The 20946-nt window shown below is 71.0% G+C and carries 19 protein-coding genes; 12 read left to right on the forward strand and 7 right to left on the reverse strand.

All coding sequences use genetic code 11. The features are described from left to right. Positions 1-22 precede the first annotated feature (22 nt). Positions 23-2533, reverse strand: coding sequence for a glycoside hydrolase family 2 protein (locus DEJ22_RS05455; protein ID WP_111225681.1), 2511 nt, complete (start codon positions 2531-2533; stop codon positions 23-25). Between the two features lie 106 nt (positions 2534-2639). Between DEJ22_RS05455 and DEJ22_RS05460 the strand changes: the two genes are divergently transcribed. The 6 genes from DEJ22_RS05460 to DEJ22_RS05485 are packed head-to-tail and all read left to right on the forward strand — an operon-like array spanning position 2640 to position 10341. Beyond that, positions 2640-4328, forward strand: a complete 1689-nt coding sequence (locus DEJ22_RS05460) for an ABC transporter substrate-binding protein (RefSeq protein ID WP_111225682.1) — start codon at positions 2640-2642, stop codon at positions 4326-4328. Between the two features lie 28 nt (positions 4329-4356). Further along, the gene (locus DEJ22_RS05465) at positions 4357-5346 is read left to right on the forward strand and encodes an ABC transporter permease (RefSeq protein ID WP_111225683.1); all 990 of its coding nucleotides are present in this window, start codon (positions 4357-4359) and stop codon (positions 5344-5346) included. A 12-nt stretch (positions 5347-5358) separates the two neighbouring features. Next, positions 5359-6423 (forward strand): ABC transporter permease, encoded by a 1065-nt coding sequence (locus tag DEJ22_RS05470; RefSeq protein WP_258379489.1) that lies wholly within the window; start codon positions 5359-5361, stop codon positions 6421-6423. Beyond that, entirely contained in the window at positions 6420-7277 is an 858-nt protein-coding gene (locus DEJ22_RS05475; RefSeq protein WP_111225684.1) for an ABC transporter ATP-binding protein, read from the forward strand. The genes DEJ22_RS05470 and DEJ22_RS05475 overlap by 4 nt, the downstream gene beginning before the upstream one ends. Continuing rightward, a complete protein-coding gene (locus DEJ22_RS05480; protein ID WP_111225685.1) occupies positions 7274-8167 on the forward strand; it encodes an ABC transporter ATP-binding protein in 894 nt (297 codons plus the stop codon). The genes DEJ22_RS05475 and DEJ22_RS05480 overlap by 4 nt, the downstream gene beginning before the upstream one ends. Further along, the gene (locus DEJ22_RS05485; protein ID WP_146241638.1) at positions 8164-10341 is read left to right on the forward strand and encodes a glycoside hydrolase family 36 protein; all 2178 of its coding nucleotides are present in this window, start codon (positions 8164-8166) and stop codon (positions 10339-10341) included. Before DEJ22_RS05480 ends, DEJ22_RS05485 begins: the two co-directional genes overlap by 4 nt. A gap of 212 nt (positions 10342-10553) precedes the next feature. Here DEJ22_RS05485 and DEJ22_RS05490 read toward each other — a convergent pair whose 3' ends face one another. Beyond that, positions 10554-10769: a hypothetical protein gene (locus DEJ22_RS05490; RefSeq protein ID WP_146241639.1), complete on the reverse strand. Its 216-nt coding sequence runs from the start codon at positions 10767-10769 to the stop codon at positions 10554-10556. A 194-nt stretch (positions 10770-10963) separates the two neighbouring features. Here DEJ22_RS05490 and DEJ22_RS05495 point away from each other — a divergent pair, with 194 nt between their 5' ends. The 6 genes from DEJ22_RS05495 to DEJ22_RS05520 are packed head-to-tail and all read left to right on the forward strand — an operon-like array spanning position 10964 to position 14350. Further along, positions 10964-11281, forward strand: a complete 318-nt coding sequence (locus tag DEJ22_RS05495) for a DUF6507 family protein (RefSeq protein ID WP_111225687.1) — start codon at positions 10964-10966, stop codon at positions 11279-11281. Beyond that, positions 11278-12489, forward strand: coding sequence for a glycine zipper domain-containing protein (locus DEJ22_RS05500; RefSeq protein WP_111225688.1), 1212 nt, complete (start codon positions 11278-11280; stop codon positions 12487-12489). Before DEJ22_RS05495 ends, DEJ22_RS05500 begins: the two co-directional genes overlap by 4 nt. Then, positions 12486-12791 carry a hypothetical protein gene (locus DEJ22_RS05505; protein WP_111225689.1) on the forward strand — a complete coding sequence of 102 codons (306 nt, stop codon included), beginning with the start codon at positions 12486-12488 and terminating at the stop codon, positions 12789-12791. Before DEJ22_RS05500 ends, DEJ22_RS05505 begins: the two co-directional genes overlap by 4 nt. Continuing rightward, the gene (locus tag DEJ22_RS05510) at positions 12788-13213 is read left to right on the forward strand and encodes a hypothetical protein (protein ID WP_111225690.1); all 426 of its coding nucleotides are present in this window, start codon (positions 12788-12790) and stop codon (positions 13211-13213) included. The genes DEJ22_RS05505 and DEJ22_RS05510 overlap by 4 nt, the downstream gene beginning before the upstream one ends. Continuing rightward, complete coding sequence (locus tag DEJ22_RS05515) at positions 13213-13989, forward strand: hypothetical protein (RefSeq protein ID WP_111225691.1); 777 nt, start codon at positions 13213-13215, stop codon at positions 13987-13989. The genes DEJ22_RS05510 and DEJ22_RS05515 overlap by 1 nt, the downstream gene beginning before the upstream one ends. 40 nt (positions 13990-14029) lie before the next feature. Continuing rightward, positions 14030-14350 (forward strand): hypothetical protein, encoded by a 321-nt coding sequence (locus DEJ22_RS05520; protein ID WP_111225692.1) that lies wholly within the window; start codon positions 14030-14032, stop codon positions 14348-14350. Positions 14351-14439: 89 nt separating this feature from the next. Here the strand turns inward: DEJ22_RS05520 and DEJ22_RS05525 are convergent, their stop codons facing one another. The 5 genes from DEJ22_RS05525 to DEJ22_RS05545 all read right to left on the reverse strand — a co-directional run bounded on the left by DEJ22_RS05525 (position 14440) and on the right by DEJ22_RS05545 (position 20582). Beyond that, entirely contained in the window at positions 14440-15066 is a 627-nt protein-coding gene (locus DEJ22_RS05525; protein ID WP_111225693.1) for a response regulator transcription factor, read from the reverse strand. After that, complete coding sequence (locus DEJ22_RS05530) at positions 15063-16277, reverse strand: sensor histidine kinase (RefSeq protein WP_181430625.1); 1215 nt, start codon at positions 16275-16277, stop codon at positions 15063-15065. The genes DEJ22_RS05525 and DEJ22_RS05530 overlap by 4 nt, the downstream gene beginning before the upstream one ends. 53 nt (positions 16278-16330) lie before the next feature. Beyond that, on the reverse strand, positions 16331-17146 hold the full coding sequence (locus DEJ22_RS05535; RefSeq protein ID WP_111225695.1) for an ABC transporter permease: 816 nt from the start codon (positions 17144-17146) through the stop codon (positions 16331-16333). Next, positions 17143-17988, reverse strand: coding sequence for an ABC transporter ATP-binding protein (locus DEJ22_RS05540; RefSeq protein ID WP_111225696.1), 846 nt, complete (start codon positions 17986-17988; stop codon positions 17143-17145). The genes DEJ22_RS05535 and DEJ22_RS05540 overlap by 4 nt, the downstream gene beginning before the upstream one ends. A 158-nt stretch (positions 17989-18146) precedes the next feature. Further along, positions 18147-20582: an ATP-binding cassette domain-containing protein gene (locus DEJ22_RS05545; protein WP_111225697.1), complete on the reverse strand. Its 2436-nt coding sequence runs from the start codon at positions 20580-20582 to the stop codon at positions 18147-18149. Between the last annotated feature and the right edge of the window lie 364 nt (positions 20583-20946).

The following is a 20946-nucleotide window of genomic DNA, read 5'->3' on the forward strand; positions in this document are numbered from 1 at the left end:
GACCCCCGTTCGTCGTCTCGGCTCAGGGCAGCAGGTCGCCGGCGTGCCGGAGGACGAGCGGCCCGACGAGCGCCTCGGCGTCGATGCCCGGGGCACGCGAGACGGTGAACACGACGTGCTCACCCGGGAGCAGGGACACCAGTCCGTCGTCCACCCGGGCGGTCGACACGAGTCGGTCCGGGAAGAGCGAGAGGTCCCGGACGTACCCGGTCGCCGTCACCGTGACCCGGGCGCCGCCGTCCGTCGGGTCCACCTCGGTCGTGAACGGTCGTCGTGCGAGTCGCTGGTCCACCACCTCGGCGAGGTCGTGGACCCGCCGGCCGGAGGAGGTGCCGGTGACGACGAGGACCTCGCGTGCGGGGTCCTCCGACCGGGCGACCTGGACCGGCAGCGACACCCGTACCGCGTCTGCCGGCGCCACCGTCACGGACGTGCTCGTCGACGCGAGGACCGTGCCGTCGAAGGACCGCCGCTCGACGACGAGGTCGTCCACGATCGGGGCGGCGCCGGCGTTCACCACGACGACCTCGGTACCCGTGCCGTCCTCCGAGGGCTGGACGGTGGCCACCACCGGCCGGTATGCCTGTCGGACCGCGTACCAGACCGGCTTCCGGTGCCCGGCGTGGTCGACGAGCGCCCATGAGACCACGGGCCAGTCGTCGTTCAGCTGCCAGACGACCATGCCGGTGTTGTCCGGCGTGCGGGAGCGGAACCAGTCCATGCCGAACCGGATCGCGTGCGCCTGGTTGAGCTGCGCCGCCCAGTGCCAGTCCTCGATGCTCCGCGGCTCGGGGAGGTGCCCGCGCATGCCGTCGGCGAGCTTCCGGTTGCCCTCCTGCGCCTTCTGGTGCACGAGCATCTCGTGCCCGTCCGGGTCGAGGGGCTCGTCGTGCACCACGGCGGTGAGCGTCGACCAGGCCGGTGGACCCTGGTACCCGAACTCGGCGACGAACCGGGGGCGCCAGTCGGCGTAGGCGGTGTAGTCCTTCGTGTTCCACACGTCCCAGATGTGCACGGTGCCGTTGCGGTCGTCGTTCGGGTGCAGGTACTCGTCGAACGAGAACGGGGAGCCGGGCGTGTACGGCCGGGTCGGGTCGAGCTCGGCGACGATGGCGGGCAGCAGGGAGCGGTAGTACCCGTTGCCCCAGGTCCGCCCGACGAGCGACGGCCGCCAGCCCCACTCGGCGTAGGCGACGAGGTTCTCGTTGTTGCCGTTCCAGACCACGAGCGAGGGGTGCGGGCTGAGGCGCGTGACGGCCTCGCGGACCTCCGGCTCGACCTCGTCGGCGAGCCAGGGCTCCTCGGCGTAGGCGGCGCAGGCGAAGAGGAAGTCCTGCCACACGAGCACACCGAGCTCGTCGCAGCGGTCGTAGAGGTCGTCGGACTCGTAGATCCCGCCGCCCCAGATCCGGAGCAGGTTGACGTTCGCCTCGATCGCGTCGTCGATCCGCTCGGCGTACCGCTCCGGCGTCATCTCGGTCAGGTACGCGTGGTCCGGGATCCAGTTCGCGCCGCGCACGATCACGGGCTCGTCGTTCACCCGGAGCAGGAACGGTGCACCGCCGGCGTCGGCGGCGGTGTCGAGCGTGACCGTCCGGAAGCCGACGCGCCCGGACCAGACGTCGTCGCCGACCTCGACCCGGACGTCGTACAGCGGTTGCTCGCCGTGGCCGCGCGGCCACCAGCGGGCGACGTCCGGCAGCTCCACGCGGACCGCAGCGGACCCGGAGGCGCGACCACCGGAGACGGGACGCGACCCGGTGACGGAGGTGCCGTGTCCGGAGACGGTGATCCGCGCCTCCAAGCCGGTACCGGTCGTGCCCTCGACCACCGGGGCCGAGCCGATGTGCTGGCGGAAGCCGCCCGGGCTGCCGGCGTGCTCGACGTCGACGTGCGCGGTGAGCACGCCGGTGGTGCCGTCGACGTCGACGAGGGGGCGGACCGCGGCGATCCGCACGCCGCTCCACGACTCGATCCCGATGGACCGCCAGATCCCGCTCGTCGCGACGTCGACGCCCCAGTCCCAACCGAAGTTCGACGCGTTCTTGCGGAGCGCGTTGTACGGGTGGTGGTTGACGTGGGGGAGCTCGCCGCCGTGCTGCTCCGACAGCCGGACGGCCGCGGGGACGGGCGCATCGAAGGTGACCACGAGCTCGTTGTCGCCCGGTCGGAGGAGGTGCCCGACGGGGAAGCGGTACGAGCGGTGCTGGTTCGCGGTCGACCCGACCAGCAGGCCGTTCAGCTCGATGGTGGCGAGGGTGTCGAGCCCCTCGGCGACGAGGTCGTGACGCTCCTCGGTGCGCGTGCCGTCCCAGGTGAAGGTCCGTCGGTAGCGCCACACGGTGTCGCCGATCCACTGCGTCGCCGCCTCGCCGTCACCGTCGAACGGGTCCGGGATCCGGCCCGCGCGGAGGAGGTCGGTGTGCACGCATCCCGGCACCACCGCCTCGGTGGGGGACCGGAACGGCTCGGACCCCGTCGGTCCGGTCACCGCCTCGAGGGTCCAGGGGCCGTCCAGTGTCGTGCGCTCCATCGCGCCTCCTCAGATCGTCGTGCGAATGCTTGACCGGGTTAGTTTAGCCGTGTAACAATCGCCGTCAACGAACTGGACTGCGACGGAGCAGACCGAGAGGACAACGATGTCAGCACTCAACCGTTCACGGCGGCTCGCCATCGCAGCCGCGGCCATCGTCACCACCGCCGGACTCGCCCTGACCGGCTGCAGCTCGAGCGGGAACGCGGCGTCGTCCGACTCCGCGTCCACGCTCGTCGCCTACACCGGACAGTCCGGCGACTACCAGATCAACTTCAACCCGTGGTCGCCGTCGAACATCGGCGGCATCGGGACCATCTACGAGGGTCTGTTCTTCATCACGAACGTGAACACCGAGGACCCGAAGCCGCTCCTCGGCAAGAGCTACGAGTGGAACGCCGACGGCACGCAGCTCACCATCGAACTCCGTGACGACGCGAAGTGGAGCGACGGCAAGCCCTTCACCGCGAAGGACGTCGTGTTCACGCTCGACATGCTCAAGGAGGACAAGTCGCTCAACTCCATCGGGTACACCGGCACCGCGAAGGCCGAGGGCGACGCGAAGGTCGTCGTCTCGTTCGATGAGCCGTCGTTCGTGCTCGGACCCAACCTGCTCGGCAAGACGTGGATCGTGCCCGAGCACCTGTGGAAGGACATCGACCCCGCCACCGACGTCGTGCGCGAGCCCGTCGGCACCGGTCCGTACACGCTCGGGAACTTCAAGGCGCAGGCGTTCACCCTCACGGCGAACGAGGACTACTGGGGAGGCGCCCCGGCCGTGAAGACGGTGCGCTACCTGTCGCTCTCCGGCAACACCGCCGGTGCCGACGCGCTCAAGCAGGGATCGATCGACTGGCAGACCGGCCCCGTCCCGAACATGGACGACATCAAGGGCAACTACCCGGGCTACGACGGCATCACCATCGGGCAGAACCAGATGGCGCTGATCACCTGCGCGAACACCGACCTCGGGTGCTCCGGACCGCAGACCGACCCCGCCGTCCGGCACGCCGTCGCCGACGCGATCAACCGCAAGCAGCTGAACTCGCTCGCGTTCTCGAACACCGCGAGCGACATCTCGCCGACCTTCGCCCTCACCACCACGCAGAAGGACATGATCTCGAAGGACGTGTCGCCCGCCGTGATGCCGGACAGCGCCGACACCGACGCGGCCGCCTCGACCCTCGAGGGAGCCGGGTGGAAGAAGGGCTCCGACGGCATCTACGCCAAGGACGGGCAGAAGCTGTCGCTGACCGTCGAGGTCGTCACCGGCTGGACCGACTACATCACCGCCATCGACACGATGACCCAGCAGCTCAAGGCCGCCGGCATCGAGCTCAAGGCGCAGCAGTCGTCGTGGAACGAGTGGACCGACAAGAAGACGAAGGGCCAGTTCCAGCTCGCGATCGACTCGCTCGGCCAGGGCCCGACCGCGAACCCGTACTACCTGTACAACAACAACCTCGCGACGTCGAACACCGCGAAGGTCGGTGAGGCAGCCGCGACGAACCTGTCCCGGTACAGCAACCCCGACGTCGACGGGGCGCTCGCGAAGCTCAAGGCGATCAACCCCGAGGACACCGCGGCGACCCAGCCCGAGCTCGACACGATCCAGCAGCACCTGGTCGAGGACATGCCGTACATCCCGATCCTCACGGGCGGCACGACGAGCGAGGTGCACACCGCCAAGTTCACCGGCTGGCCGACCCAGGACGACCTGTACGCCTTCCCGGCGATCTGGGCCAGCCCGGACAACGCCGAGGTGTTCAAGGCCCTGAAGCCCGTCAAGGGCTGACGGCGGACCGCGACCGAGGAGCACTCGTATGCAGTACTTCCTGCGCAAGATCGGCTTCTACCTCGTCGCCCTGTGGGCGGCCCTGACGCTGAACTTCATCATCCCCCGGCTCCTGCCCGGGAACCCCGTGGACATCCTGCTCGCCAAGCTCCAGCAGCGCGGCGGCCAGATCACCCCGGAGACCAGGGAGGCGTACCAGCTGCTCCTCGGTGGCGACTCCTCGCAGCCGCTCATCGTGCAGTACGGGCAGTACCTCGGCAACGTGTTCCGCGGTGACCTCGGGGTGTCGGTGAGCTACTTCCCGGCGCCCGTCACCGAGGTCATCGGGAGCTCGCTGCCGTGGACCATCGCCCTGGTCGGGCTCGCCACGGTCCTGGCCGCCGTCATCGGCGTCGCGCTCGGCGCATTCGTCGGGTGGAAGCCCGGCACCTGGCTCGACTCGTTCGTGCCGGCGACCACGCTGCTCGCCGCGGTGCCCTACTTCTGGCTCGCGCTCATCCTGGTGTACTGCTTCGCCACCGGACTCCACCTGTTCCCGGCCCAGGGCGGCTACGACGTCGTCCTGGACCCGGGGTTCAACGGTCCGTTCCTCATGTCGGCACTCGAGTACGGCGTCCTGCCCGCGGCGACGATCGTGCTCGCGTCGCTCGGCGGCTGGCTGCTCGGGATGCGGAACATGATGGTGTCGACGCTGTCCGAGGACTACATCACCACGGCGCTCGCGAAGGGCCTGCCGCCCGGCAAGGTGCTCCGCAACTACGCCGCCCGCAACGCCGTCCTGCCGTCGGTGGCCGGGTTCGCGATCTCGCTCGGGTTCATCGTCTCCGGCTCGGTCGTCACCGAGCAGGTGTTCTCGTACCCGGGCATCGGGTCGAAGCTCCTGTCCGCGGTCACGAACAACGACTACGCGCTCATGCAGGGCATCTTCCTGTTCATCACCCTCGCCGTGCTCGGCGCGAACCTCGTCGTCGACCTGCTGTACGGGCTCATCGACCCGCGCACCCGGGCCCGGAGCTAGGAGGACACGACCGTGACCAACATCCAAGAGGAGACCGAGCCCACCGTCGGCGCGCTCGCCGAGGAGGCCGACGGCCACTCGACGCGCAGCATCGCGACGGCACGCTCGGCGAAGCCCCGCGGCGGCCTCCGCCGCTTCCTCCCCACGATGACGCCCTGGCTCGTCACCGGCATCGTGCTCATCGTCGGCGTCACCCTGTTCGGGCTGCTCGGTCCGTTCCTGGTCGGCGACCCGAACGCCATCCGCGACTCCGGCATGCAGCCGCCGAGCGGCGACAACCTGCTCGGCACCACCCAGACCGGGCAGGACGTCCTCGCACAACTGGCGTACGCCACCCGGGGGAGCCTGCAGATCGGACTCATCGTCGGCGTGCTCGCGACCGTGCTCTCCGCGTTCTTCGGGATCCTCGGGGCGTACCTCGGCGGGATCATGGACGAGGCGTTCTCGCTGTTCTCCAACGTCTTCCTCGTCATCCCGGGCCTGCCGCTGGTGATCGTCATCTCGGGCCTCGTCCCGCAGGAGGCACGCGGGCTCTGGACCATCGCGATCGTCCTCGCCATCACCTCGTGGGCCGGGTCCGCCCGGGTGCTCCGTGCGCAGACGATGTCGATCCGCAGCCGCGACTACGTGTCCGCCGCCCGGGTCGCCGGTGAACGACCGTGGCGCGTCATCGCGGTCGAGATCCTGCCGAACCTGCTGCCGGTGCTCGCATCGCAGTTCGTGTTCGCGGTCATCGCCGCGATCCTCGGGGAGGCCGGTCTGTCCTTCCTCGGACTCGGCGCATCGAACTCGTCGACGCTCGGCACGATGCTCTTCTACGCGCAGAACGGGTTCGCGCTCGCGCAGGGCGCCTGGTGGTGGTTCGTGCCGCCGGGGCTGCTCATCGCGCTGCTCGGCATGGGCCTGTCGTTGGTGAACTTCTCCATCGACGAGGTCATCAACCCGCGGCTCGCCAACGTGCGGGCCCAGCGACGACGCGAGCGGCAGGCGCGGCGCGCAGCTCGCCGCTCGTCCGGCCCTGGAGGCGCGGCTCGCTCCGCGCAGACCGCCACCGACCGGAAGGGGGTCACCCGATGACCCGGGACGCCGTCCTCACCATCGACCACCTCGACGTCGTCTACGAGACCGAACGGCCCGTGCACGCCGTCAAGGACGTCTCGCTCACGCTCGCACCGGGGGAGATCCTCGGGCTCGCGGGGGAGTCCGGGTGCGGCAAGACGACCCTCGCCTACGCCATCACCCGGCTGCACAAGCCGCCGGCGAAGGTCGCCTCCGGCAGCATCACCTTCCACGACCGCGACGGCAGCGACGTCGACCTGCTCGGGCTGAGCGACGAGCGGCTCCGCGCCGTCCGCTGGTCGAAGCTGTCCATGGTGTTCCAGGGGGCGATGAACGCGCTCAACCCGGTCACCACGATCCGCGCGCAGCTCGACGACGCGCTCGTCGAGCACCGCAGGGGGATGCCGAAGAAGGAGCGGCGGGCGATCGCCGAGGACGCCCTCCGCCGCGTCGGCGTCGACCCCGCGCGCATCACCGCGTACCCGCACGAGCTGTCCGGCGGCATGCGCCAGCGTGTGATGATCGCGATGGCCATGCTGCTCGAACCGCAGGTCATGATCATGGACGAGCCGACGACCGCGCTCGACGTGGTCGTCCAGCGGGAGATCCTGCGCGAGATCGTCCGGCTGCGGGACGAGCTCGGCTTCGCGGTCGTGTTCATCACGCACGACCTGCCCCTGCTGCTCGAGATCAGTGACCGGATCGCGATCATGCTCCGCGGCGAGGTCGTCGAGTGCGCGACCGCCGCGCGGATCCAGCACGAGCCGCAGCACCCGTACACGCAGCGTCTGCTGCGCTCGTTCCCGAGCCTGTCCGGCGCCCGCGGTGACTTCATCCGCACGGGCACCGGCTTCGAGGAGGTCGCGTCGTGACCAGCGTCACCGTCACCCACCTGACCAAGGACTTCCACGTCCGCAAGGGCCTGCGCCGGAACACGCTCCGGGCCGTCGACGACGTGTCGTTCGAGCTGCTGCCCGGGCGCACCGTCGCACTCGTGGGGGAGTCCGGCTCGGGCAAGTCCACGATCGCGCGGATGCTCGCGAAGCTCGAGACCGTCACGAGCGGGTCGATCGACGTCCGGCTCGAGGACGGCACGCCCGTCGTCGGGAGCATGTACCGGCGGCACGTGCAGATGGTGTTCCAGGACCCGTTCGCGTCGCTGAACCCGTTCCACTCGATCGAGCACCACATCGCCCGGCCGCTGCAGCTGCACCACCGGACCCGCGGCACCGAGCAGACCCGCCAGCGCGTGCGGGAGCTGCTCGACCGGGTGAACCTCGACGAGGACTTCGCCGAGCGCCGTCCGCACGAGCTCTCCGGCGGACAGCGGCAGCGCGTCGCGATCGCCCGCGCGCTCGCTCCCGGCGCGCAGGTGCTCGTCGCCGACGAGCCGGTGTCGATGCTCGACGTGTCGATCCGCCTCAGCGTGCTCAACCTGATGGGCCGGTTGCAGCGTGAGGACCACCTCGCCGTGCTCTACATCACGCACGACCTGGCGACCGCGCGACACTTCTCCGACGAGATCCTCGTGCTCTACCGGGGGCGCGTGGTCGAGCGCGGGCCGTCGGACGCGGTGATCCTCGACCCGCACCACGACTACACGCGGCTGCTCGCCGATGCGGCGCCAGACCCCGAGCGGGTGGACCGACGCGTCACAGCGGGCCCCGTCGTCGACCGGTCGGCGATCGACAACACCACCTGCTACGACCACGGCCTCGGCGCGTGGGTGGACAGCCCGGCCGCACCCGCGGGGGTGCGATGACGGAGGACGTCGTCGACTGGGTGACGAGCGGGTTCGCGGTCCGCTTCCGGACCGGCCCCGACCGGCCGGTGGCACTCGTGTCGTTCGTGCCGGCTGGCGGGACGCTCTCGGACGGGTCGACCGACCCGCAACCGCTCGTCGAACTGACGACGGTCGGGCACGGGCGGTTCCCCGGCGGCTTCCGGCACGTCGACTCCACCATCGGCGCGCGGCTGCGGTACGTGTCGCACGTTGCGACGGACGCGACGGGCGCGATGGGCGCGACGGGCGCGACGGGCGCGACGGACGGGGCGGACGCGACGGACGGAGCGGACGCAAGCGCGGCCGTGGCGGCGACCAGACCCGAGATCCGGATCGTGCAGGCGGACGCGGCCACGGGCCTCCAGACCGTCTCGGTCTTCCGGGCACACGACGGCATCCCGGCGTTCCGCACCTGGACCGAGGTGCGGGCGGAGCGGGGCGAGCACGTCGTCGACTCCGTGTCCTCGTTCGCGAGCGGCGCATGGCTGGGCGACTCGGGCGTGGACGTCGACGACCTCTCGCTGACCCACGCGGCGAACGACTGGGCGGCGGAGAGCCGGTGGCAGACCGACCCGCTGCGGGACATCGGTCTCGCGCGCATCGACCGCGAGGCGCAGCACCACCCGCCCCGCAGCCGCGCCGTCGTGCAGAACCGCGGCTCGTGGTCCACCGGCGAGGCACTGCCCACCGGGGTGCTCACCGGACCCGGGTACGCGCTGGTCTGGGAGGTCGAGCACAACGGGCCGTGGCTGTACGAGCTCGGGGAGACCAGACGCTCCGCGTACCTGGTGCTCAGCGGTCCGACCGACCAGGAGCACCAGTGGACCGCGGTGGTCACGCCGTCGTCGCCGTTCACGTCGGTGTCGGTCTCGGTGGGCATCGCGGGCTCGATCGACCAGGCGTTCGGCGTCCTCACCGCGCAGCGACGGGCCTCTCGGAAGACGCGGGCCGCCGACGCCGCGATGCCGCTCGTGTTCAACGACTACATGAACACGCTCATGGGCGACCCCACGACCGAGAAGCTGCTGCCGCTCGTCGACGCGGCAGCCGACGCCGGTGCCGACCTGTTCTGCATCGACGCCGGCTGGTACGCCGAGGGGCACTGGTGGGACACCGTCGGGGCGTGGGAGCCCGCGGCCTCACGGTTCCCGGACGGGCTCGGCGAGGTCGTCGACCACATCCGGAGCCGCGGCATGCAGGCGGGGCTCTGGCTCGAGCCCGAGGTGATCGGGATCCACTCGCCGCTCGCATCCTCGCTGCCCGACTCCGCGTTCGTGCAGCACCACGGCGTCCGGGTCGCCGAGCACGGACGGCACGTGCTCGACCTGCGGTCACCGGACGCCCGAGCGCACCTGGACGCCGTGGTCGACCGGCTCGTCGGGACCTTCGGTGTGACCTTCTTCAAGATGGACGACAACACCATGACCGGGCCGTGGGCCGGTTCGGTGGACGGCGGTCGTGCGTTGCTCGACTGGCTCGACGCGGTGCAGGCTCGGCACCCGCGGCTGCTCATCGAGAACTGCGCGTCCGGGGCGATGCGCGCCGACCAGGCGATGCTGTCCCGGCTGCACATGCAGTCCACCTCGGACCAGCAGGACCCCGTGTTGTCCGCCTCGATCGCCGCCGCGGCCCCCGCCGCGATGCTGCCCGAGCAGGCCGGGAACTGGGCGTACCCGGCGCCGGAGATGTCCGACGAGCTGTTCACGCTGTCGCTCGTGAACGGGGTGCTCGGGCGGATGTACCTGTCCGGGCACCTGCCGCGGATGTCGACGGAGCAGCGGGCGGTCGTCGCGGACGCGGTCGCCGCGCACCGTCAGGTGCTCGAGGTCGTCGACACCGCGCTGCCGGTGTGGCCGCTCGGGCTGCCCGGGTGGGAGGACCCGTGGGTGGCGCTCGGCCTCCGGGCGACGTCGGGGGACCTGTACCTGTCGGTGTGGTCGTTGCCGGGGGCGGCGCGGACGGTGGCGCTGCCGCTCGATCCGGGGTCGGTGGCGGGTCGCGTCGTCGTCGAGCCGCTGTTCCCGACGGCGGTGGCGCCGTGGGTGGTGTCCTGGGACGGGGTCGCGGGGGTGCTGCACGTCGACAACGGCGGTGCGACCCCGACGGCTCGGGTGTTCCGCGTCCGGTCGGAGGGGGCGGACGCGGGGCGCTGAGGGGACGCGCGCCGGATGGCAGACGGTGCGCGTCGACGGACGGGAGGCGCGGTGCGGGCAGGTGCCGCGCCTCCCGTCCGGTGCGGCGCGCGTGGTGCGTGGTGCGTGGTTCGTGTGGGGGTTCGGTGCGCTCGGCGGGGTCGACTCGGTACGACGCCTGCGATGTCGTACGACGTCGGCTTCGTCGTTCCGCGTCGGCGCGCTGCCGCGGCTCAACGACAGCTGCTGCGCAGCGCGCGGAACCGGCACGGGGTGAGCACTGGCGGGAGGTACCAGGTCGACGCGGCGCCGAACAGGGCGATGACCGCAGGGATCCAGAAGAGCCAGCCCGGGCGGTCCGGCAGCGCGAGCACGATGCTCCCGAGCACGATGCCGAGGCCGAACAGAACAGGCCCAACACCCAGTACGACCGGCCGTCCTTCGCGCACGTGCGCCACAGTCCGGTGTGGCCGAGCAGGCCGATGAGCATCAGGGCCGCGCCGATGCTCCAGATCACACCGTCCCTTCTCTCTCGTCACAACAGACGGAGGCGGCTCGATCGACAACGGCAGATTCCTGTCGACCCCGAGTGTCGGTATCCTGAGGGGTTCAGACACACTGCGGCACTCGAGGGGAATGCAGCATGGCGATCAACGGATGGCGGCTCGATCCGGCCGCCTTCGATCGAGCGGTCTCGGACGCGGAGACCGCACTCGCTGACATGGCGACGGCAGAGCAGTCGTTGCAGAACGCCGCCGGTGCGGCGGAGTCACTCGCAGCGAGTGCAACGAACACCGCGACGGCACTCAACGCGTTCAAGGAGAACCCAGGAGAGATCAGACTCGCGTCGATCGGGAGTCGCGTGACCGCGTCCGTCGCCGCCGCGCGATCGATCGCGAACGCGTACGCGTCCGGGGACGAGGAGATGGCGGCACACGCGAACAAGGGCATCGAGCAGTGACCTTCGCCCCGACTGTGAACGAACTGCCCGACCCTGCGACGCTCGAGTCGATCGGTGCGGACTTGGTGGCCGCGGCAAGCGTGGCGCAGACCCAGACCGACGCGATCGAGGCCGCGTGGAAGGCGTTCGCGACGACCGATGTCTACGATGCTCCGGAAGCGGCCACGCTCCGGAACGCCTTGTCGCCGATCGATGCGGACGTGGTCGGGCTGGTCGACGCAGCGGCGAAGGCGAAGAGCGCTCTCGACACGTACTCGACGACGGTGCAGACGCTCCAGTCGCAGCGGGCAGCTCTCCTGGCGGACATCCGGGCGTTCGCGGGTGCGGACACTTCGACTCCGGCCGGCGCGACCGACGAAGAAGTCACGGCAGCGAAGGACTCGCGTCGGGACCAGCAAGATGCTCTGCAACGTCGCGTGGATCAGTTCAACGCAGCGGCACTGCAAGCAGATCAGGAGTGCGCGGGAGACATCGATGCGCTCAAGGCGTACGAGCAGTCAGCGGCCTCGAAGTTCTTGAGCTTCGTGGGCGGCGGGACGTCCGGAGCCCTCGTCGGCGCGGGGATGTCGGTCTCGCAGGAGACACTCGAACGGTGGCGCCAGCTCACCACGGTGCCTGCCGGAGTGATCCCCGAAGCGACGCTGCGAACCCCACCGCCGGCATTCCTCGACGCGAACGGCAAGGCATGGTGGCAGGCGCCGGGTGAGATCGCCAAGCCGTACCCGCCGAAGGGGCCCGACATCCCGCTCGACGATCCTCGCTACGGCTCGCACAACTTCGTGGTGAAGGACAAGAACGCCCTGCTCGAGGCCATGCCGGACGCGGCCAAGGGCGCGACCAAGGTCTTGGGAGTTGCTGGAACGGTCCTGACCCTCGGCTCGACCTGGAACGACCAGTGGCACGACGACGAAGTGGACCACCCCGATTGGTCCGACTCGCAACGCGCTGAGAGCGCGGTCACGACCACGGTCATCAAGGGAGGCACGACGGTTGGCGCAGCGGCGGCCGGTGCATGGATCGGCGGCGCCATCGGAACCGCGCTGTTCCCAGGGGTCGGAACGGTCGTGGGCGGTATCGTCGGGAGCGCCATCGGGGGTTGGCTCGGCGGGACAGGCGGCGAGATGCTCGGCGACAAGCTGAACGACATGTACCAGGGGTCGGACTTCGCGAAGGGCGTGCACGACGTGTGGAAGGGGATCTTCGGATGATCTGGGCGCTGATCGCGGTGTCGTGCGCGTTCGCGCTCGTGGGATTGACGGCGTACACCGGCCTCTGGCGGAGCTGGACGCGCTCGTGGAGTGCAGACCGTGTCTTCCCGACCGCCTTCCTCGGGTTCGGCGGCATCTGCTTGGGCGCCTTCGCGGCGCTCCTGTCGACGCACGCGTTCGTCATAACCGCTGTCATGATGGTCGCGGCCTTCGTGCTGATCCTCGTCGCGGTCGGACTGTTCGTCTTCGGTGTGCCCGCGTGGCTGACGCCGCGCTGGTACCGGCATAGGAGCGGCGCGTGATCACGGCCGACCTGCCCGACGGCTGGGTCCTCACCGAAGCAACCTTCGGCACCGTGTTCGAACGCCCGACGACCAACGGGTTCCGGCCGAACGTGGTCATGGCGCAGGAATCCACGACGGTGTCGTTGGTGGAGGCATCCTCCGGGATGATGGCCGCTGCCATCGCCGCTCACCCGGGAACGCGAGTCCTCGAGGTCCGTCGCCAGGAGCATGCGCTCGGTCCCGGCGCTCGACTGCTGTTCGGGTACCCGTTCGGCGACGACTGGATCGTCGTCGACCAGCGGGTGATCACCACGGGAGACACGGCAGTCCACCTGACGGCCAGCGCCTCGGTGCTCGAACGGATCGCCGTCGAACCGCTGCTCTCCGAGGTCATGGGCTCCGTGCGTCTGGTCGACGTGCAGGAGGTGACGAACCGATGATGCCGCGGATCGACGTTGCTGCGAGTGCCCGCGCCGGCGTCGAGCTCGAATCGCTCGACCGGGTGCACGACCACCAGCCCGGATGCCGCCTCGAGTGGCAGGGCTCCGCGGCGCTCTTCGACCACCTCTGGCACCTCCGGGGCCGCGGGCTGGTGTCCGCCAGCACTCGCCGTTCCGACGAGGGCCGAGCTGCAAGAGAGCTCGGGCTGGTCAACCGATTCGGGGCGTTGTCCGATGCAGGCTCGGAGTTCGTCGGGATCATCGCGAACACCACTCGTGCACTCCGGACGCGGATCGAGTCCGAGAAGGGGACGCACCACGCCGCGATGTGGGTGGACGGGGGTCGGGCCGCCATGCGCGTCGAACTCGGTGACGGACGGGTCGGCCTCGGGGTCACCTCGGTCGCCGGCGCGGTCGGACACCTCCTCGATTGGATCGCCGTGGAACCGACGTGGTTCATCGGAGAGCAGGAAGCCGTGACCGTTCCGCTCACGGCACTCCGAGCGCGGTACGAGGAGCACGGCGACCGATCGACGTTCGGAGAGCCAGCGCCCGATGTACCCGAATGGTTCCGACGAGCTTGGGAAGCCGTCGGATGGCGGTCGGTCTTCGGCTGGTCCGGAGAGACCGGGTTCGGGATCTTCGCGATCGATGTTCCCGGCTTCGGCTGGCTCGAGCGGTACTCGCAGACTGATGGAGCCGTCTCGCTCCGGCCGATCCGAACCGAGACGGTCGTTCGACAGGTCATCGGTGCCGTGACCCGCGACGATCGATGACCACGGGGAGCTCGCCTGAGCGGGTGGACGAGGTACTCGAGTGACCCCGGTCGGATTCGTCGTCATGCTGTTCGCCATCGGGGTCGTCTTCGGCGGCGCTGGGGCGTTGGCGTACGCCGGCGTTTGGCGTTCGTGGACCGGCCGGATCCACGAGAACGTCGTGTTCGGGTGGTTCTGGTTGGGTCTGGCAGTGCTGTCGATGGGGCTCGCGACGAGCTTCATCCGAACGCCGGTCTTCGGGTTCTCCTTCGTCTTCGCGGTCTTTGCCGCCGTGGCCGGTGGGCTCGGTCTGTGGATCCTGCTGTCCGGCGTTCCACGGAGGCTCCGACCTCGCTGGTACCGCGGAGAGCGCGAACGCTGAGCACCCGACGGAGGTCGGACCGCTGAACCTGCCGTTGCTCCCGGGATCAACTGCCATCGAACCCGCGAGGACGGCGTCGAGGACGGATGTCAGCGGAGGATCCCGAGCTCCATCGCGCGCGTCACCGCACGGGTGCGGTCGTTCACGCCGAGCTTCTCGAACACGTGCCCGAGGTGCGTCTTCACCGTCGTCTCGCTGAGGAACAGCGCGCGCCCGATCGCCGGGTTCGACCCGCCCTTCGCGACGAGCTGCAGCACCTCGAGCTCGCGCGGGGACAGTGTCGGTCCGACCGGGGCCTTCGTCGTGGCCCGGCGGACGAGGGCCGCAGCCGCGGAGGGAGCGAGGGCTGTCTCGCCGCGAGCGGTGGCGCGCAAGCCAGCGAGGATCTCGGACTCGGGCGCCGCCTTGAGCAGGTAGCCGGAAGCGCCGGCCTCGATCGCGGCGAGGATCTGGTCGTCGGACTCGTACGTGGTGAGGATGAGCACGCGGATGCCGGGCTCGCGGGCGAGGATGCGTGCCGTCGCCTCGTCGCCGTTGCACCCCGGCATGCGCAGGTCCATGAGCACGACGTCGGGACGCTCGGCGAGGACGGTCGCGACGGCCCCCTCGCCGTCGCTCGCCTGCCCGACCACCTGCACGTCGTCGGCGTCCTGCAGCAGCGCGACGATGCCCGCACGGACGATCGGGTGGTCGTCCGCGACAACGACGCGGATCACGAGGCCGCTCCCGCCACCGGTGCCGCCTCTGCGGGGACAGCCGGGAGGTGCGGCTCGGCTCCGGTGGGCACGGTCGCCTCGACGACGGTGCCGGTTCCGGGCGTCGACGTGACGGAGCAGGTCCCACCGGCAAGGGTGAGTCGGTCGCGCAGGCCCCGGAGTCCGTGCCCAGCAGTGGGGCGCGCCGGGTCGAAGCCGACGCCGTCGTCCTCGACGCGCAGGGTGACCTGCGGACCGTCCACCCGCAGGACGACGTGCACCGAGGCGGCGTGGGCGTGCGCGCGGACGTTCGCCAGGGCCTCCTGGCCGGCACGGAGCAGGACCACCTGGGTGTCGCGGTCGAGTGCGCAGTCGGGTGCGTCGACCGTGACGGGGACACCGGTCTCGCGGGCGAAGCGTTCGCCGAGCCGGTGCAGGGCGGCGCCGAGACCGTCGCTCGCGATGCCGGCGGCGCCCGCGGCGACGAGGGTCCGCGATTCCTCCAGCGCAGCGCGGGCAGAGTCCTCGAGCACGGCGAGCCGGTCGTGCAACCGGTCAGCACGATCCGCCACGAGGTCGGCTCGCGCGCGCTCGGTGAGCATCACGATGCCGGCGAGGTTCTGCGCGACGGTGTCGTGGATCTCGCGCGCCAGCCGTTCGCGTTCGCTCGTGACGCCGGCGGTGCGGTGCGCCTCGGCCAGGCTGTCCTGCGTCGCACGGAGTTCGTCGAGCAGGCGTCGGCGTTCCTCGGCCAGGGTGGCGACCCGTGTCATCCAGATCCCCATCGCACAGGCGCCGACCACGCTGACGGTCTCGATCAGCACCGTGCCCGTCAGCTCGCCGGGCCCGCCGGAGACCTGCAGGCCCGCGGCGCTGAGGAGGCCCACGACGCCGGAGAGCAGCACGGCGTTCCGCACCCGCTCGACCTGGCACCAGACGAGCGGGAAGACGATGCACTGCACGAACGCGGTCGTCGGCGCGACAGCGGGCAGGACGAACGCGACCACGAGGGCGACGGGCAGGAACGCGGCCGCCGCCCGTCGGGAGTCGTAGCCGCGCCAGCCGTACGCCGCGTAGGCCAGGACGAACGCCGCGAGGGCGAGGTGGGCGGGCCAGCGGGTCGACCAGGGTGACCAGCCGAAGGTCGCGATGACGGCGGTGAGGACGACCGTCGCCGCGAAGAACGCGTGCAGCCAGGCGTTCCGGCTCGCGGTGATCGGGGTGTCGTCCATGCCATCAGCATCCCATCGACTCGAGACCGTGTGGGCGTTGTCCACAGGCACGCTCAGGAGTCCCGGCGGTTCCACCGGAAGGTCAGCAGGCACGCGACAGTGCCGAGGACCAGCCATGCTGCCAGGACGAGGGTTCCGAGACCGAGGTGCCACGCGCCTCCCGGCTCGGCGGACGCGAACGCGTCCGGCAGGAACACGGAGCGCATGCCCGACGCCATCCAGCGCAGCGGGAAGACGCCTGCCACCGTCTGCAACCAGTCGGGCAGCTGTGTGAAGGGGAGGTACACACCGGAGATGAACTGCAGGACCAGCACGACGGGGACGATCGTGGCGGTGGCACGGCGACCCTCGCGGGGGAGCGCCGAGATCGCGATGCCGAGGACGCTCGCGGTCGCGACACCGAGCAGCATGATGCCGGCGAAGCGTGCCCACGCTCCGCCGTCGGTCGGCAGGTCGACGCCGAACACCACGCTCGCCACGACGAGGAGCAGCGCGGTCTGCACGATCGACGTGACGAGGACCATGCCGATCTTGCCGACGAAGTAGCTCGCGACCGGCAGCGGCGTACCGCCGAGCCGCTTGAGCGTGCCGTCGCTGCGTTCGCCGGCGATGTCGACACCGAGTGCCTGGGTGCCGGAGAGCAGGAACCCGGTGGCGACGAGTCCGGGCAGGTAGTACGTGGCGTAGTCGACGCTGACGCCCGGGCCCGCCTGGATGTCGGCGGCGCTGCTGAAGGCGACCGAGAACAGCGCGAGCATGACGATCGGGAAGAGGAAGGTGAAGAAGACCGAGTCGGGTGCGCGGAAGTACGACCGGAGCTCGTACGCGATGCGGTGGGCGCCGAGGCGGATGGTGTTCGCGGGGTTCATGCTGCGTGCTCCGAGATCATGGCGAGGTAGACGTCCTCGAGCGAGGGGCGGACGACCTCGAGCGCGTGCATCGGGGTCGTCGTGCTCCGGACGAGGGTCGTCGGGTCGGTCGTGCGGTGCTCGTGCGACGCACCGGTGTCGTCCTGCCACCGGACGATCGGTGTGCGTGCGTCCTGCCCGCCGATCGCGTCGATCGGCGCGACGTCGAGCAGTCGGCCGCCAGCGAGCACGGCAGCGCGGTCGGCGAGGTGCACGGCCTCGTCGAGGTAGTGCGTGGTGAGCAGGACGGTGGTGCCCTCGTCACGGACGCTGCGGATCAGCTGCCAGAACTGCCGACGGGCCTCGGGGTCGAAGCCGGTGGTCGGCTCGTCGAGGAACAGGACCTCGGGCCGGCCGATGATCCCGAGGCCGACGTCGACGCGGCGGCGCTGGCCCCCGGAGAGGCGGCTGATGCGCGTGTTCCGCTGTGCGTCGAGGCCGGTGGCGGCGAGCAGCTCGTCGACCGGTCGGCTGCGCGGGTACAGGGTGCGGAAGTGCCGCAGCTGTTCGGCGACGGTGACGTTCGGGGACTCGCCGCTGGTCTGTAGGACGATGCCGACGCGGCCGTTGTGGTTGCGGCTGGCGTGCGCCGGGTCGCGCCCGAGGACGCTGACCTCGCCGCCGGTGCGGGAGCGGAACCCCTCGAGGATCTCGACCGTGGTGGACTTGCCCGCGCCATTCGGCCCGAGCAGGGCGAACGTCTCGCCGGCCTCGATCGTGAAGGAGACGTCGTCGACGGCCCGCTTGCCGCCGGGGTACTGCTTCGTGAGGTGCTCGACCGTGACGGCCGGTGTGGTGGACATGGGTCCAGCCTCGCGGGGGTGCCGACCCGAGCGGATCGGAGGGGCGGGCAGAGGTGCATCCTCCGATCGGAGGATGCCGCGCCGGCCCGGTTCAGGCAGCGGCGGGCGGACGGGAGGCGCGGGGCGGGCTGGTGCCGCGCCTCCCGTCCGACGTGTGGTCAGGACCCGAGTGCTGCCCGCAGGTAGGGCGCGGTCCGGCTCGCGGCGACCGCCGCGACCTCGCTCGGGGTGCCCGAGGCCACGACCCGGCCACCTTCGTCGCCACCGCCCGGGCCCATGTCGATGACGTGGTCCGCCTGCGCCGCCACGGTCATCACGTGCTCGACCACGACGACGGTGTTCCCCGCGTCGGTGAGCCGCTGGAGCTGCGCGGTGAGGAGCTCGACGTCCGCCGGGTGCAGGCCCGTGGTCGGCTCGTCGAGCAGGTAGAGCGTGTGGCCGGTCCGTGCGCGTTGGAGCTCGGTGGCGAGCTTGATGCGCTGTGCCTCGCCGCCGGACAGTTCCGGCGCGGGCTGCCCGAGTCGGAGGTAGCCGAGACCGACGCTCCGCAGGGCGTCGAGGGCGCGGGCGGCGGCGGGCAGGTCGGTGAGGGCGTCCGATGCCTGGTCGACGGTCATGTCGAGGACGTCCGCGATGGTGGAGCCGTTCCGCCGGACCTCGAGCGTCTCGGCGTTGTACCGGGCGCCGTGGCACTCCGGGCACGGCGCCCAGCTGCCCGGCAGGAACAGGAGCTCGACCGAGACCGAGCCCTCGCCCTGGCAGACCTCGCAGCGGCCGCCCTCGACGTTGAACGAGAACCTGCCGGCGGTCCAGCCGCGCTCGCGGGCGTCGTCGGTCGCGGCGAAGGCCTGCCGGACGGTGTCGAACATGCCCGTGTAGGTCGCGAGGTTCGACCGGGGCGTGCGACCGATCGGCTTCTGGTCGACCTCGACCACGCGGGACACGAGCGGGTGCTGCGTCGCGACCGCGGGCAGGACACCGCCGACGAGCGAGGACTTGCCGGAGCCGGAGACGCCCGTCACGGCGGTCATCACCCCGAGGGGCAGGTCGACGTCGAGCCGGCCGCCGCCCGGGCCCCGCAGGTTGTGCAGCCGGACGTCGCGGAGCTCGAGCACGCCGACGGGGTCGCGCTGCTCGTGCTGCACGGGCTCGGTCCGTGGCTGAAGGTACCGACGGGTGACGCTCTCCGGGACGTCTGCGAGCCCTTCGGGCGGCCCGCTGTAGAGCACGCGTCCACCGCCGGACCCGGCACCGGGGCCGACGTCGACGATCCAGTCCGCACGGCGGACGATGTCCATGTCGTGCTCGACCACGAAGACGCTGTTGCCGCTCGCGCGGAGGTCGTCGAGGACCTGCACGAGGGACTCCGCGTCGGCCGGGTGCAGGCCCGCGCTCGGCTCGTCGAGGACGTAGACCACGCCGAACAGCCCCGACCGGAGCTGGGTCGCGATCCGCAGACGCTGCGTCTCACCAGGGGAGAGCGTCGGTGTCGCACGGTCGAATCCGAGGTAGCCGAGGCCGAGCCCGACGAGCACCTCGACCCGGCCGAGCAGGTCTGCGGCGATCGACTTCGCCACCTCGGAGCGCTCGCCGGACGTCACCCGGCTCTGCGCGGGCGACGGGTCGGTCAGCGTCGCGGCCGGACGGAGGACCTCGGCGACGTCGGACAGCGGGAGCGCGTTGAAGGCGGCGATGGAGTGCCCGCCGAACGTCACCGCGAGGGCCGCCCGGGTCAGCCCGGAACCGTGGCAGAGCTGGCACGGGCCGGACTCGACGAAGCGCAGGGCCTTGTTCCGCTGGGTCTCGCTCTGTGAGTCGGCGAGGGTGTGCAGCGTGTACTGCCGGGCACTCCAGAACCGTCCCTTGTACGGCTTCGCGACGCGGTCGCGCTTCGGGTGGACCTCGACGACGGGCTGCTCCTCGGTGAAGAGGAGCCAGTCGCGGTCCTCGCGCGGGAGCTCGCGCCACGGCCGGTCGATGTCGTAGCCGAGCACCGCCGTGACGTCGCGGAGGTTCTTGCCCTGCCAGGCACCGGGCCAGGCGGTGATCGCGCCCTCGCGGATCGACAGCGACGGGTCGTGCACCGCCGAGGCCTCGGTCACCTCGTGCGCCGTGCCGAGACCGTGGCACCGGGGGCACGCACCGACCGCGGTGTTCGGCGAGAACGAGTCTGAATACAGCTGCTCGGCACCCGCGGGATAGGTGCCGGCGCGCGAGTAGAGCATGCGCACCGAGTTGCTCAGCGTCGTGAGCGTGCCGACGGTCGAGCGGGTGCTCGGGGCTCCTCGGCGCTGCTGCAGGGCGACGGCCGGGGGCAGCCCCGTGATCTCGTCGACGTGCGGTGTGCTGCCCTGCGCGATGAGCCGCCGGGCGTACGGGGCGACGGACTCGAGGAACCGCCGCTGTGCCTCGGCGAACACCGTGCCGAAGGCCAGGCTCGACTTGCCGGAGCCGGAGACGCCCGTGAAGGCGACGATGCGGTCGCGGGGGATGTCGACGTCGACGTCCTGCAGGTTGTGCTCGCGGGCACCGCGGACGCGGATGAACCCGTCGGACGACGGTGACTGGTCGGCAGGGTGGTGCGGGGCGGGCATTCGTTCGAGCGTAGGCGGAACCGTCGAGCGCCGTTCCGGACCGCTCGCGCGGGCCCCGGCGGGCAGGCTGCGGTGGTGACCGGCAGACGGACGGGAGGCACGGGGCGGGCTGGCAACGCGCCTCCCGTCCGGAGCGTGCGGACGGGACGCGCGTGATGGGCTGGCACCGTGCCTACCCCCGGCCGGCGGTCGGTACGGTTCGGATGCGGGAAGGCGGCGAACGGGGCGGCGTGAGCGAAGGGTAATCGACGACGTCGCGTGGTCGCCGCCTCGGCGGCGACACGGCGCCCTGTGGATCGCGACGTGTGGGCTGCTGCTGCAGGCCGGGTGGATCGGCGTGGTGATCTTCCTGCTCTGGGGTGAC

The organism is Curtobacterium sp. MCSS17_007, from assembly GCF_003234175.2.
Taxonomy (GTDB): domain Bacteria; phylum Actinomycetota; class Actinomycetes; order Actinomycetales; family Microbacteriaceae; genus Curtobacterium.